Here is a 13,626-nt window from a genome sequence, read left to right on the forward strand (position 1 = left end):
AGGCCGGCATTTTAGCCAACTTGGCCCTCGTGTGCGCGGGTTGTCTGATGGAACGCCGATGCAGTGATACCCCACTGCCCCAGCCAATAGGTGGTGATCAGCAAATAGGGCGCAGCCTCGAATGCCACGACGAAACGGTTGATCCCAATCAGCGTGTCGGAAAACACAAACGACGCCGCGCCCGCTGCCGCCAAGGCCGCCGAGCGCTTTGGCACGCCGCTGCCCAGGCGTGCCAGCGCACGCCAGAGCATGGCGGTGATCACGGTGGCGTAAACCACCACCGGTATCAGCAAATCGCCCAGGCCGTGGGAAACCAGGATGCTCAACAGCACTGCACCCACGGCCAGGGCCAACACCAACGGCAGCAGCGCCAGGCGGCGGCAGTCACTGAAATAAGCCTTGAGGTACGCCAAGTGGGCGAACAGAAAGGCGCCCAGGCCAAAGATAAACAGGTCGCCCGGCCAGGCGAGTAACACATCGCCCACCAGGGAAAAAATCAGCCCCAGGCTGATCCAGCGTCGATAGTCAGTGGGCGGTGCGTCGTGCAGCCAACCGAGCAGCGCCAATACTGGCAGCGGTTTGACCAGCAAGCACAGCAAGGTCGCATGGGTGGTCAGGCCGTAGATAAAAGTACCGGCGCCCATCAACGCAAGAATCAGCCAAGGCATATCAGTTCACCGTGATGGCGCAGTCGAAGGATTCGGCAGGTTCGGCTTCCGGCTCCCAAGGTTGTTGGGAGGTCAGGCGCAAACGGCCCTGGCCGGTCGCAAACGCCTGGAAGCGCCAGGTGGACTGGCCGCCACCGCCGACGACGCCGGACTCCGAGCTGCTGTAGACCTCGGGGCTCAAGGCGCGCAGTACGCCGCCAGCAGAGTCCTGGATGGCCCAGCGGTAGCCGGTGGTGGGGTTGCTGGGCAGGGTGAGGATCAAGTTTTGCCCGTTTTTGAGCTGGAGCGGACAGGCGCTCTGGTCTTCCACGGTGACGTTCTGTTTCGGCGCACTGGCGCACGCAGCCAGCAGGGCAAGGCTCAGGGGGAGAAGCAGGCGGGCAGCGGTCATGGGGGCTCCGTTCATTCACGACGAACGGCGAGCATAACCGAAGATGAGACAAGGTGTGACAAGAGGGGTTTGTGTTGTTGCGACAGACGCCATCGCGGGCAAGCCCGCTCCCACATTTGACCGATTTGTCATCAACAACACCGATCCCTGTGGGAGCCGGGCTTGCCCGCGATGAGGCCAGACCAGGCATTACATCACGATCAGAACAGCACCTTCGCCACATCCGCAAAGCGCTTGGCAAAGTGCACGGTCATGCCTTCCTTCAAGTACTCCGGCAACTCTTCAAAACTGCCACGGTTCGGCTCCGGCAAGATCAGCTCATGAATCTTCTGGCGCCGCGCCGCAATCACCTTCTCGCGCACCCCGCCAATCGGCAGTACATGCCCGGTCAACGTCAGCTCACCGGTCATGGCCACGCCTTTCTTCGGCGGTTGGTTACGCGCCAGCGACAGCAGCGCACTGGCCATGGTCACGCCCGCGCTCGGGCCGTCTTTAGGCGTGGCACCTTCCGGCACGTGCAGGTGCACAAAGGCTTCGTCGAAGAACTTCGGATCACCGCCGAACGACTTCAGGTTCGAGCTGATGTAGCTGTAGGCAATTTCGGCGGACTCCTTCATCACTTCACCCAATTGCCCGGTGAGCTTGAAGCCCCGGTTGAGCGTGTGAATGCGCGTGGCCTCGATCGGCAGGGTGGCGCCGCCCATGCTGGTCCAGGCCAGCCCGGTGATGACGCCGGTGCCAGACAAGACCTGCTCGTTGCGGAACACCGGCATGCCCAGTGAGCTTTCCAGGTCCTTGTTGCCGATCTTGATCACCGAGTCCGGCTCATCCAGCAGTTTGACCACCGCCTTGCGCACCAGCTTGCCCAGCTGTTTCTCCAGCTGTCGCACCCCGGCTTCCCGCGCATAGCCGTCGATCAATGCACGCAGGGCGCCGTCGCTGATGGTCAGGCTGTTTTTCGCCACACCGGCTTTTTCCAGCTGCTTTGGCCACAGGTGGCGCTTGGCGATGGCGACTTTTTCTTCGGTGATATAGCCCGACAGGCGAATCACTTCCATACGGTCCAGCAACGGCCCGGGAATGGAGTCCAGGGTGTTGGCGGTGCACACGAACAGCACCTTGGACAGGTCCAGGCGCAGGTCCAGGTAGTGGTCGAGGAATTCGACGTTCTGCTCCGGGTCCAGGGTTTCCAGGAGCGCCGACGCCGGGTCGCCCTGGAAGCTCTGGCCCATCTTGTCGATCTCGTCGAGCATGATCACCGGGTTCATCACTTCCACATCTTTCAGCGCCTGCACCAGCTTGCCCGGCAGGGCGCCGATGTAGGTGCGGCGATGGCCCTTGATCTCGGCTTCGTCGCGCATGCCGCCGACACTGAAGCGATAGAACGGCCGCCCCAGGGACTCGGCGATGGATTTGCCGACGCTGGTCTTGCCCACGCCGGGCGGGCCGACCAGCAGCACGATGGAACCGGCGACCTCACCTTTGTAGGCACCCACCGCGAGGAATTCGAGGATGCGACTCTTGATGTCGTCCAGGCCCGCGTGGTGTTTATCCAGCACCTTGCGCGCGTGTTTCAGGTCGAGCTTGTCCTCGCCATACACGCCCCACGGCACCGAGGTGGCCCAGTCCAGGTAGTTGCGCGTCACGGCGTATTCCGGCGAGCCCGTTTCCAGGATCGACAGCTTGTTCATCTCTTCGCTGATGCGCTTTTGCGCCTGGGTCGGCAGCACTTTGCCCACCAGGCGCTGCTCGAACTGCTCGACGTCCGCGCTGCGGTCGTCCTTGGTCAGGCCCAGCTCCTGCTGGATGACCTTGAGCTGTTCCTTGAGGAAGAACTCGCGCTGGTGCTCGCCGATCTTGCGGTTCACCTCGGCGGAGATTTCCTTTTGCAGGCGCGCAACTTCAACCTCCTTGCGCAGCATCGGCAGCACTTTTTCCATGCGCTTGAGCATGGGCACGCAGTCCAGCACTTCCTGCAACTCGTTACCGGTGGCCGAGGTCAGCGCGGCGGCGAAATCGGTGAGTGGCGACGGGTCGTTAGGGCTGAAGCGGTTGAGGTAGTTCTTCAACTCTTCACTGTACAGCGGGTTGAGGGGCAGCAGTTCCTTGATCGCATTGATCAGCGCCATGCCGTAGGCCTTGACCTCATCGGTCGGCTCGGAGGGCTGGTGCGGGTATTCGACTTCCACCAGGTACGGCGGGCGGTGGTGCTTGAGCCAGGTCTTGATGCGCACCCGGGTCAGGCCCTGGGCGACGAATTGCAGCTTGCCGTTCTCGCGGCTGGCGTGATGCACCTTCACCAGCGTGCCGTACAGCGGCAGGGCGGAGGTGTCGAAATGGCGCGGGTCTTCTGGCGGCGTCTCCATGAAGAACAGGGCCAGGGAGTGGTGGTCGGACTTGCTCACCAGCTCCAGGGTTTCGGCCCAGGGTTCTTCATTGACGATCACCGGCAGCACTTGGGCCGGGAAGAACGGGCGATTGTGGATCGGGATGATGTAGACCTTGTCGGGCAGGTTCTGCCCAGGCAGCGCCAGGCCGGTGTTCGACGAAGGGGTTTCAGCGTTTTCGGGGTCGGCGTAGTCGTTCAGGTCATAATCAGGGAAGGCTTGCTGGTCGCTCATGGGGCACCTGCATAAGGAAGTATGGAGGTTAGATGGGGCGGCGCAGCGGTGGTTTCAATGGCGTTGAGCAGTTAGCAACAAATTGCATGATATTGACTGTAGCAGCCGGCTTGCCGGCGATGGCGCCACACCTGCTGGTGCAAAGGTGTCTGACCCACCGCGATCGCCGGCAAGCCGGCTCCTACAGGTGAATAGCGTTGAGTCAGCTGATTTTGTGCAGGTAGCTGGGCAGCGGCTGTTCGGGCAATACCGACAACACCTTCAACCGCTGCAACATCCGCTGCCTGGCCCGCTGCAAATGCTCGCGCAGGTTCAACGCTGCCGCATCAAACGCCCCATGCAGCAGCAACTCCAGAATCAAGCGATGTTCGGCCAACATGGCAGGGTCGGCACCGATTCCCAGCAAACGGTAGAAAATCCGGCTGATGATCATCGGGCTCTGGCCCTGGCGGATCAGCGCGGCAATCTTGCGGTTTTGCAAGCCGGCCAGGCAGCGTTGGTGCAGGTCTTCTTCGATCTGCTCGATGGCTTCCAGGCTGCAGTGGGGGCTGTCCTGGGCATCCCGCACGCGTTGCAACATGGCTTCGAGCAACTCGCGGTCCAGGTTGGGCGCGCTCTGGCGTAACGCTTCGGGTTCCAGGCAGGCGCGCAGTTCGTAGTCTTCGGTGACTTCCCGTGCGGTCAACGGCCCGGCCAGCCATTGGGAGTAGGGCTCTTTTTCCACCAGGCCACGGTCGCGCAAGCGCATCAACGCCTCACGCACCACCGCGCGGCTGACCCCGTAGTGGTCGGCGGCGGCTTGTTCATCCAGGCGGTAATGGCCGAAAGCGATGCAGGTGGACAGCGCCGCGCCGATCTCCTCGACGATGCGCTCGCCCAGCGGCCGAGTGTCCACCAAGTCCTGCTCGCCATCCAGGCCCAGGTGGGCATGGCTCAATGGCAGGCGCAGCGGCTCCATCGCCAAGCCTTCTGGGTTGATCAGGTAACCCCGGCCATTGAAGCGGCAGATCAGGCCTTCGTCATGCAGCAAATCCAGGGCCCTACGCACCGGCACGCGGCTGGTGCCGAACAGCTCGGCCAGCGGCGCTTCGAGCAACACCAGGCCGTGGCGGGCAGTGCCATTGACGATCGCATCACGCAGAACCTGGTGAATCATCGCGTAACGGGAGGCCGAGGTGGACACTGCTTTCATCGGTTTCTCTGAGGCATGTAGGACGGTGGCCGGGGATTCTCTCATAAGTCGTGCCTGTCACTCTGCGCCACGTCAGTGGCACTTATTTGGGGCCTTGCCGATGGGGTTGTTACTTTTCTGCACCAAAATGTACTTATTTATAAAAGATACATTATTTCATTGAAGGCGCTTTGCGATGCCCCGGCAAGATTTTTTTGCCTGGCTTGAAACCATCTATCCCGTAGCTCAAGGCCAAAAACCTGAGCAGCGCAAAATCTGTTCGGCAGAGACTGGCACGAAAGCTGCCTTTGTAAAATGTACATTTTATTAATATGTACGTTTTTTGAGGGTCATCTTGATGTCAGACGCCACTTCCATGGCCGAGGCTTTTGCCAGCGGTCGCAGCGACCCGGTGCAGGCCCTCGAACAGGCGCTCGATCAAGCGAGTCGCTGCCCAGGCGTATTTATTTCCCTGACCGCCGAGCGCGCCCGCCGTGGAGCCGAAGCCGCCGCCGCCCGCTGGCGAGCCGGGCAACCATTGAGTGTGTTCGACGGTGTGCCGCTGGCCTGGAAGGATTTGTTCGACATGGCCGGCAGCATCACCACGGCCGGCGCCGCCTACCGTCGCCATGCGCCCCAGGCTTTGCTGGATGCGCCCACGGTGGGCCTGTTGTGCCGCGCCGGGATGGTCAGCGTGGGCAAGACCAACCTCAGCGAACTGGCGTATTCCGGCCTGGGCCTGAACCCGCATTTCGGCACGCCGCACAATCCCCACGGGAGCGACCAACCGCGTATTCCCGGTGGCTCTTCCTCCGGGTCGGCCGTTGCCGTGGCCGCCGGGATCGTGCCCATCGCCATGGGCACCGACACGGCAGGCTCAATCCGCATTCCCGCCGCGCTCAATGGCCTGGTGGGGTACCGCAGCAGCAGTCGACGCTACAGCCGCGACGGTGTGTTTCCCCTGGCCCACACCCTCGACAGCCTCGGCCCGCTGACCCACAGCGTGCGCGATGCCTTGGCCATCGATGACCTGCTTCACGGCCGTGCCCACACCCACAGCGCGCGCAGCCTCAAGGGCCAGCGTTTTGTGCTTGAACAAGGCGCCCTGGAAGACATCGAGCCGGCCGTGCGCAACAACCTGCTGCGCGCGGTTGACCGATTGCGAGCCCACGGCGCCCTGGTAGAGGTGCGCCCATCGGCCACGTTCCAGGCCACTCTGGCGTTGATCAAAAGCCAGGGTTGGCTCGGCTCCTTCGAAGCCTTCGCCCTGCATGAAGCCTTGCTCGACAGCGCCGACGCCGAACAGCTCGACCCTCGCGTGCGCCGTCGCCTCGAAGCCGCGCGTGCGCTGCCCGCCAGCCAACTGCTGCACCTGATGGACGCACGCCAGCGCCTGCAGCAACAACTGGTCGATGACCTCGACGGCGCCGTGCTCATCACCCCGACCGTCGCCCACGTGGCGCCGCCGCTGGCACCGCTGGAAGCCGACGATGACCTTTTCGTCACCACCAACCTCGCCACCCTGCGCCTGACCATGCCGGGCAGTTTGCTCGACATGCCCGGCGTGACCTTGCCCAGCGGCCGCGATGCCGGGGGCCTGCCCACCGGGCTGCTGCTCAGTGCCCCGACGGGGGAGGACGCTCGCCTGTTGCGCGCCGCGTTGTCCGTCGAATCCGTACTCAACGTTTAAGGAGACACACCATGGCTAAAGACATTCTCTGTGCATTCGGCGTCGACGTTGACGCCGTCGCCGGCTGGCTCGGTTCCTACGGCGGCGAAGACTCGCCGGACGACATCTCCCGCGGCCTGTTCGCCGGTGAAGTCGGCGCGCCGCGCCTGCTCAAATTGTTCGAGCGCTACGGCCTGCGCACCACCTGGTTTATTCCTGGCCACTCGATGGAAACCTTCCCCGAGCAGATGAAAGCCGTGGCCGACGCCGGCCACGAAATCGGCGTGCACGGCTACAGCCACGAAAACCCCATCGCCATGACGGCCGAGCAGGAAGAAATCGTCCTGGATAAATCCATCGAGCTGATCACCCAGGTCACTGGCAAACGCCCCACTGGTTACGTCGCGCCATGGTGGGAGTTCAGCAAGGTCACCAACGAGCTGCTGCTGAAAAAAGGCATCAAGTACGACCACAGCCTGATGCACAACGACTTTCATCCCTACTACGTGCGCAAGGGCGACAGCTGGACCAAGATTGACTACAGCCAACACCCCGACACCTGGATGAAACCCCTGGTGCGCGGCGAAGAAACCGACCTGGTGGAGATCCCCGCCAACTGGTACCTCGACGACCTGCCGCCGATGATGTTCATCAAGAAAGCCCCCAACAGCCACGGCTTCGTCAACCCGCGCCACCTCGAAGAAATGTGGCGCGACCAGTTCGACTGGGTCTACCGCGAACACGAACACGCGGTGTTCACCATGACCATTCACCCGGACGTGTCCGGCCGCCCGCAAGTGCTGCTGATGCTTGAGCGTCTGATCGAGCATATCCAGAGCCATGCCGGCGTGCGCTTCGTCACCTTCGACGAAATCGCCGACGACTTTATCCGCCGCCAACCCCGTACCTGACCCCCATGCTTCCACCCCTGAGGCGCAACCCATGTCCATCTACAACAAGCTTGACCTGACCGGCTGGAAACCCCGGCAACTGACGTCCCAGGAAGTGCGCTTCGCCACCTGGATCGCGTTCTTCGCCTGGGTGTTTGCGGTGTATGACTTCATCCTGTTTGGCACCCTGCTGCCGGAGATCGGCCGGCACTTTGGCTGGGGTGAAGTAGAGCAGGCTGAAATTGCAACCTGGGTCGCCGTGGGCACGGCGGTGGTCGCCTTTGCCATTGGCCCGGTCGTCGACAAGCTGGGTCGGCGCAAAGGCATCATCTTCACCGTGGCCGGTTCTGCGCTGTGCTCGGCGTTGACCGCAATCGGCGGCGCGTGGGGCAAATCACCGCTGATTCTGATCCGTTCGTTGGGTGGCCTGGGTTATGCCGAGGAAACCGTCAACGCCACGTATCTGAGTGAGCTGTACGGCGCCTCGGAAGACCCGCGCCTGACCAAGCGCCGTGGCTTCATCTACAGCCTGGTGCAGGGCGGCTGGCCGGTGGGCGCGTTGATCGCTGCCGGCTTGACTGCGCTGTTGCTGCCGATCATCGGTTGGCAAGGCTGCTTCATCTTCGCGGCAATCCCGGCCATCGTGATTGCGATCATGGCGCGCAAGCTCAAGGAGAGCCCGCAGTTCCAGATCCACCAGCGCATCAGCGAGCTGCGTAAAAGCGGCGCGGTGAAAGAAGCGCAAAACGTCGCCGTGACCTACGGCGTCGACTACGACGAACACAGCAAGGCCGGCCTCAAGGCTGCGTTCCGTGGCCCGGCCCGTCGCGCCACGTTGGTGATCGGCGCAGCGCTGCTGCTCAACTGGGCAGCGATCCAGGTGTTCAGCGTGCTGGGCACGTCGGTGATCGTCAGCGTGCACCACATCTCGTTCGAGAACTCGCTGATCATCCTCGTGCTGTCCAACCTGGTCGGGTACTGCGGTTATCTCAGCCACGGCTGGATGGGCGACAAGATCGGCCGTCGCAACGTGATCGGCCTGGGCTGGATGCTCGGCGGGCTGTCGTTCGCCGGCATGCTGTTCGGCCCGAGCAACATGGCGATGGTGGTCGGGCTGTACAGCCTGGGCCTGTTCTTTCTGATCGGCCCGTACTCGGCGGCGTTGTTCTTCATCAGCGAAAGTTTCCCCACCAGCATCCGCGCCACCGGGGGCGCGATCATCCATGCCATGGGCCCGATCGGCGCAGTGGTCGCAGGCTTTGGCGCCACCCAGGTGCTGTCGGCCGGCAGCGACTGGCAGACCGCCGCGCTGTGGTTCGGTGCACTGCCGTGCTTCTTGTCCGGCGCCTTGATGTTTGCCGCCCGCCATGTGCGTCCGGAAACCGTTCAGTAAGGAGTGAATGATGAGCCGTAAAGTTGCCTTGATTACCGGCGCCGCCAGCGGCATCGGCCAAGCCCTCGCCGTGGCCTATGCGCAAAAGGGCGTGGCGGTGGTCGGCGGGTATTACCCGGCCGATCCTCACGACCCGCACACCACCGTGGGCTTGGTGGAAGGGGCGGGCGGCGAGTGCCTCATGCTGCCCCTGGACGTGGGCGACAGCGCCTCGGTGAATGCGCTGGCCGAGCAGGCCGTGCAGCACTTTGGCCGGCTGGATTACGCGGTGGCCAACGCCGGCCTGTTGCGCCGCGCACCGTTGCTGGAGATGACCGATGCGCTGTGGGACGAGATGCTCAATGTCGACCTGACGGGGGTGATGCGCACCTTCCGCGCGGCGACACGGCATATGCGTGAAGGCGGCGCGCTGGTGGCGATCTCGTCGATTGCCGGCGGCGTATATGGCTGGCAGGAGCACAGCCACTACGCGGCGGCCAAAGCCGGTGTGCCGGGGTTGTGTCGTTCGCTAGCCGTGGAATTGGCGCCACTGGGGATTCGCTGCAATGCGGTGATCCCCGGGTTGATCGAGACGCCGCAGTCGCTGGATGCGAAGAACTCACTGGGACCGGAAGGCTTGGCCAAGGCGGCGCGAGCCATTCCGCTGGGCCGTGTCGGGCGGGCGGATGAGGTGGCCTCGCTGGTGCAGTTCTTGACCAGTGAAGCGTCGAGCTACCTCACGGGCCAAAGCATCATCATCGACGGCGGCCTTACCGTGCGCTGGCCGGACTAACGGATGTACATAGATCCAAATGTGGGAGCTGGCTTGCCTGCGATGGCGGTGGTTCAGTGAATACATGTGCTGCTGACCCACCGCTATCGCAGGCAAGCCAGCTCCCACAATGGATCGGTGTTTTGTCTGAGGAGTTTTTTGTATGAACCAACTGATTAACCGCCGCGCCGTCATCACCGGCGCCGGCAGCGGCATCGGTGCCGCCATCGCCCGTGCCTACGCCGCCGAAGGCGCGCGCCTGCTGCTGGCCGACCGCAACGCCGCGAGCCTCGCCGAAACGGCGATCACCTGCCGCAACCTCGGCGCCGAGGTGGTCGAGTGCCTGGCGGACGTCGGCACCGTCGAAGGCGCCCAGGCGGGTGTGGACCGTTGCGTCGAACACTTCGGTGGCATCGACATTCTGGTCAACAACGCCGGCATGCTCACCCAGGCGCGCTGTGTCGACCTGACCATCGAGATGTGGAACGACATGCTGCGCGTCGACCTCACCAGCGTGTTCGTCGCCAGCCAGCGCGCCTTGCCGCACATGCTGGCGCAGCGTTGGGGGCGCATCATCAACGTGGCGTCGCAACTGGGTATCAAGGGCGGTGCCGAGCTTACCCACTACGCGGCGGCCAAGGCTGGCGTGATCGGCTTTACCAAATCCCTCGCCTTGGAAGTTGCCAAGGACAACGTGCTGGTCAATGCCATCGCCCCTGGCCCGATTGAAACGCCACTGGTGGGCGGGATCAGCGACGACTGGAAGCGCGCCAAGGCCAAGGAACTGCCCCTGGGCCGCTTCGGTCTGGCTGATGAAGTGGCGCCCACCGCCGTGCTGCTCGCCAGCGAACCGGGCGGTAATTTGTTCGTCGGCCAGACCCTGGGCCCGAACTCCGGCGATGTCATGCCATGAACGAGGTGTAGCCATGTGCGGACTCTGCGGATTGCTTGGCGAAGACCTGCACTGGAGCGACCCCCTGGGCGATGAAGTGCCAAGGCGCCGCGAGCGCCTGCGCCGGATCGCGGCGATCAACCAGGTGTTGGCGGTGTTCCGGCTCAAGGTCGAAGACTTCCAGGGCGCGTCCTACCTGTTGTTGGGCGCTACCGGTAAGCAAGAACTGGCGAGTGGCCTGGACCCACTGTGGCAGGCCGCCGAAAACATGCTCGGCCGTCCGTTGGACCCGCTCGACCCTAAGTTGCTCAACCATCTTGAACACTAAACCCAACCCCTGTGGCGAGGGAGCTTGCTCCCGCTGGAGTGCTCAGCGCTCCCAAGCTTCTGGGGCCGCTTCGCAGCCCAGCGGGAGCAAGCTCCCTCGCCACAAAGGAAAACATTGATGAGCATGGCTCTGAATGTCATCACCGGTTTCCTCGGCAGCGGCAAGACCACCTTGCTCAAGCGCCTGCTGCAAGGCGAGAGCCTGGGCGACACCGCGCTGCTGATCAACGAATTCGGCGACGTCGGCATTGACCACCTGCTGGTGGAAGAGGTGGCGCCCGACACCGTGCTGCTGCCCAGCGGCTGCGTGTGCTGTTCGATCCGTGGCGAGTTGAAAGACGCACTGCTCGGCCTGTTGCAGCGCCGTGAGCGCGGTGAAATCCCGGCGTTCAAGCGGGTGATCCTGGAGACCACCGGCCTGGCCGACCCGGCGCCGATCCTTGCCACCTTGAACAACGACGTGCAATTGCGCGGGCGTTTCCACATCGGCCTGGTGATCACCCTGGTCGACGCCAGCCACGCGACCTTGCAAGAGCGCCTGCACCCGGAGTGGCTGGCCCAGGTTGCGGCCGCCGACCGCCTGTTGCTGAGCAAGACCGACCTGGCCGGCGATTGCGCGCCGCTGCGTGCGCATTTGCAGGCGCTCAACGCGGGTACGCCGATCCTCGATACCCACGCTATCCACAGCGGCGATCAACTGCTGCTCGGTGAAGGGTTGCGCAGCGCCGAGCCGGCCGTCGAGGTTGGCCGCTGGCAACTGCATCAGCCCACTGTCGCCACCCACGGTGCTGCTCAAGTGTGCTGCCTGAGCTTCGATCAGCCACTGGACTGGGTCGGCTTCGGGGTGTGGCTGTCGATGCTGTTAAGATGCCATGGCGAACGAATCCTTCGCGTCAAAGGACTGCTCAACGTGAACGCAAGCTCGGCCCCCATCGTCATTCATGGCGTGCAGCACTGTCTGCATGCCCCGGTCCACCTGCCTGCGTGGCCGGGCAGCGACCGCCAGTCACGCCTGGTGTTTATCCTGCGCGGCCTGGACCCGGCGCTGTTGCGCCGCTCCTTCGACGTGTTCTCGCGGCGGTTTGCAGCATGATCACCTTACGCGTCCTCGGCACCTCAGTGACCCTGCTCGAATGCCTGCGCGTGCGGGCCGAGCAAGACCTGGGCATTCGCCTGGTGTATCAGGTGCACGATGTAGAGCAGGCCCAGCGCATCGCGGTGATGCAGCCCGACAGCTACGACCTCTACGACCAGTGGTTTCACAACGTCGACTTCGTGTGGCCGGCGCGGGCGATCCAGCCGATCGACACGCGGCGTATCGCGCTGTGGCATGAAATCAACGACCTGCCCAAGCGCGGGCGCCTGTCGGCCGATGATCGCCTGGGCAGTGGCAGCGTACCGAGCGAGCGCCTGTTCGTGCAGCATGACGGCAGCCTCGGCAGCACCGTGACCGAGCGCATCAGCATGCTGCCCCTGACCCACAACGCCGACAGTTTTGCCTACCGCCCCGAGCGCTTGCCCGACGGGTTCTGCCACGGCAACGAAAGCTGGGGGTGGTTGCTGGACCCGGCCTGGAGCGCCCGCACCGCGTTGCAGAGCGACGCGGCCATCGGTGCCCTGGACGCCGCGTTGGCGGTGCAGGGCGCGGGGCTGGCGCAGTTCAAGGACATCGGCAATATGAGCATCGAAGAGATCGACGTGCTCGCCGACATTCTGGTGCGCAAGCAGAGGGAAGGGCACTTTGCGGCGTTCTGGTCGGATGATGAAGAGGCGGCGCAATTGATGCTCAGCCCGACCATCGATATCCAGAGCCTGTGGTCGCCGACCTTGATGCGCCTGCATCGCGCGGGCGTGAAATACCGCCTGGCGGTGCCGCGTGAAGGTTATCGCGCGTGGTTCGGCGGGTTGTCGTTGTCACGCCATGCTCAAGGGCCGGTGCTGGATGCGGCGTATGCCTACCTCAATTGGTGGTTGTCGGGTTGGCCTGGAGCGGTGATGGCGCGCCAGGGGTATTACATCGGTAACCCGGCGCGCAGCCGTGATCACCTTAGCAGTGCTGAGTGGGATTACTGGTATGCCGGATTGCCTGCACGGGAGGAACTGCTGGGTAGCGATGGTTTGCCGTTGATCGACATGGGCGACGTGCGTGATGGGGGGTCTTATGAGCAGCGCATGGGGCATATTGCGGTGTGGAATTCGGTGATGGATGAGCACAACTACTTGGTACGGCGGTGGGGGGATTTTATGCGGGCGCGCTGTGTTTGACTGAGTACATATCCGTTATTTAGGTAACGGCTACTTATGGTTCCGCTCTTACAGCGGCTCACTTTTGGAAAGGCCCAAAAGTAAGCAAAAGGCCTTCGCCCCAACACTCGGTGCCTCGCCTAGGCTCGGCATGCCCTCACTCCGGCTTGAATCCGTGGGCCGCCGCCACGCGCCATCCATGGCGCGGGGCGGCTAACCCGGCGTCCTGCCGGGTTACCCACGGATTCAAGCCTGCGTTCGGCCAGCGTGTTTAACGGGGCGCCTAAGATCAAAATCAAAAGCAGACGCGGCGGCCTGGTAGCCGACCGGTATCTGACTGTTGGCCCGGGTCAACTGTGGGAGCTGGCTTGCCTGCGATGCAAACACCTCGGTACATCAGGCACACCCAATCGATGCCATCGCAGGCAAGCCAGCTCCCACAGTGGGGCTCCGCGTTCTGCCTGATTTTTTTGCGCCATCGTTAACGACCATCGCCGCGGTGCGACGATTCGACAAGCCGGCTCCTACAGTGGACCGCGTTGGCCTTTGACTTTGCTCCACACCACTCAAGCCGGCTGTCAGGCCGCTGTGCTTTTGATCTTGATTTTG

Annotated in this window: 12 protein-coding genes; 8 read left to right on the top strand and 4 right to left on the bottom strand. The window is 63.2% G+C overall.

Annotated features, from left to right (window positions below; genetic code table 11):
- Positions 1-11: 11 nt before the first annotated feature.
- From HX803_RS20425 to HX803_RS20440, 4 genes are all read right to left on the bottom strand, one after another.
- Positions 12-668 carry a lysoplasmalogenase gene (locus HX803_RS20425; RefSeq protein WP_178922943.1) on the bottom strand — a complete coding sequence of 219 codons (657 nt, stop codon included), beginning with the start codon at positions 666-668 and terminating at the stop codon, positions 12-14.
- 1 nt (position 669) lies between these two features.
- Positions 670-1,059, bottom strand: coding sequence for a protease inhibitor I42 family protein (locus HX803_RS20430; protein ID WP_178922945.1), 390 nt, complete (start codon positions 1,057-1,059; stop codon positions 670-672).
- Between the two features lie 200 nt (positions 1,060-1,259).
- Positions 1,260-3,680, bottom strand: a complete 2,421-nt coding sequence (lon, locus tag HX803_RS20435; protein WP_178922947.1) for an endopeptidase La — start codon at positions 3,678-3,680, stop codon at positions 1,260-1,262.
- Positions 3,681-3,882: 202 nt separating this feature from the next.
- Positions 3,883-4,872, bottom strand: a complete 990-nt coding sequence (locus HX803_RS20440) for a GntR family transcriptional regulator (RefSeq protein WP_178922949.1) — start codon at positions 4,870-4,872, stop codon at positions 3,883-3,885.
- A gap of 337 nt (positions 4,873-5,209) precedes the next feature.
- Here HX803_RS20440 and HX803_RS20445 point away from each other — a divergent pair, with 337 nt between their 5' ends.
- The 8 genes from HX803_RS20445 to HX803_RS20480 all read left to right on the top strand — a co-directional run bounded on the left by HX803_RS20445 (position 5,210) and on the right by HX803_RS20480 (position 13,038).
- Positions 5,210-6,541 (top strand): amidase, encoded by a 1,332-nt coding sequence (locus HX803_RS20445; protein ID WP_178922951.1) that lies wholly within the window; start codon positions 5,210-5,212, stop codon positions 6,539-6,541.
- Between the two features lie 11 nt (positions 6,542-6,552).
- On the top strand, positions 6,553-7,431 hold the full coding sequence (locus HX803_RS20450) for a polysaccharide deacetylase (RefSeq protein ID WP_010212857.1): 879 nt from the start codon (positions 6,553-6,555) through the stop codon (positions 7,429-7,431).
- A gap of 31 nt (positions 7,432-7,462) precedes the next feature.
- Positions 7,463-8,803 carry an MFS transporter gene (locus tag HX803_RS20455; protein ID WP_178922953.1) on the top strand — a complete coding sequence of 447 codons (1,341 nt, stop codon included), beginning with the start codon at positions 7,463-7,465 and terminating at the stop codon, positions 8,801-8,803.
- 10 nt (positions 8,804-8,813) lie between these two features.
- Positions 8,814-9,575, top strand: a complete 762-nt coding sequence (locus HX803_RS20460) for an SDR family NAD(P)-dependent oxidoreductase (RefSeq protein WP_178922955.1) — start codon at positions 8,814-8,816, stop codon at positions 9,573-9,575.
- A 142-nt stretch (positions 9,576-9,717) separates the two neighbouring features.
- Positions 9,718-10,467 carry an SDR family NAD(P)-dependent oxidoreductase gene (locus HX803_RS20465; RefSeq protein ID WP_178922957.1) on the top strand — a complete coding sequence of 250 codons (750 nt, stop codon included), beginning with the start codon at positions 9,718-9,720 and terminating at the stop codon, positions 10,465-10,467.
- Positions 10,468-10,480: 13 nt separating this feature from the next.
- On the top strand, positions 10,481-10,774 hold the full coding sequence (locus HX803_RS20470; RefSeq protein WP_178922959.1) for a hypothetical protein: 294 nt from the start codon (positions 10,481-10,483) through the stop codon (positions 10,772-10,774).
- Positions 10,775-10,891: 117 nt separating this feature from the next.
- Positions 10,892-11,866 (top strand): GTP-binding protein, encoded by a 975-nt coding sequence (locus tag HX803_RS20475; RefSeq protein WP_178922961.1) that lies wholly within the window; start codon positions 10,892-10,894, stop codon positions 11,864-11,866.
- Positions 11,863-13,038 (top strand): PotD/PotF family extracellular solute-binding protein, encoded by a 1,176-nt coding sequence (locus HX803_RS20480; RefSeq protein WP_178922963.1) that lies wholly within the window; start codon positions 11,863-11,865, stop codon positions 13,036-13,038. The genes HX803_RS20475 and HX803_RS20480 overlap by 4 nt, the downstream gene beginning before the upstream one ends.
- The last annotated feature ends 588 nt before the right edge of the window (positions 13,039-13,626 follow it).

The organism is Pseudomonas sp. P7548, assembly GCF_013386585.1.
In the GTDB taxonomy this organism is placed as follows: domain Bacteria; phylum Pseudomonadota; class Gammaproteobacteria; order Pseudomonadales; family Pseudomonadaceae; genus Aquipseudomonas.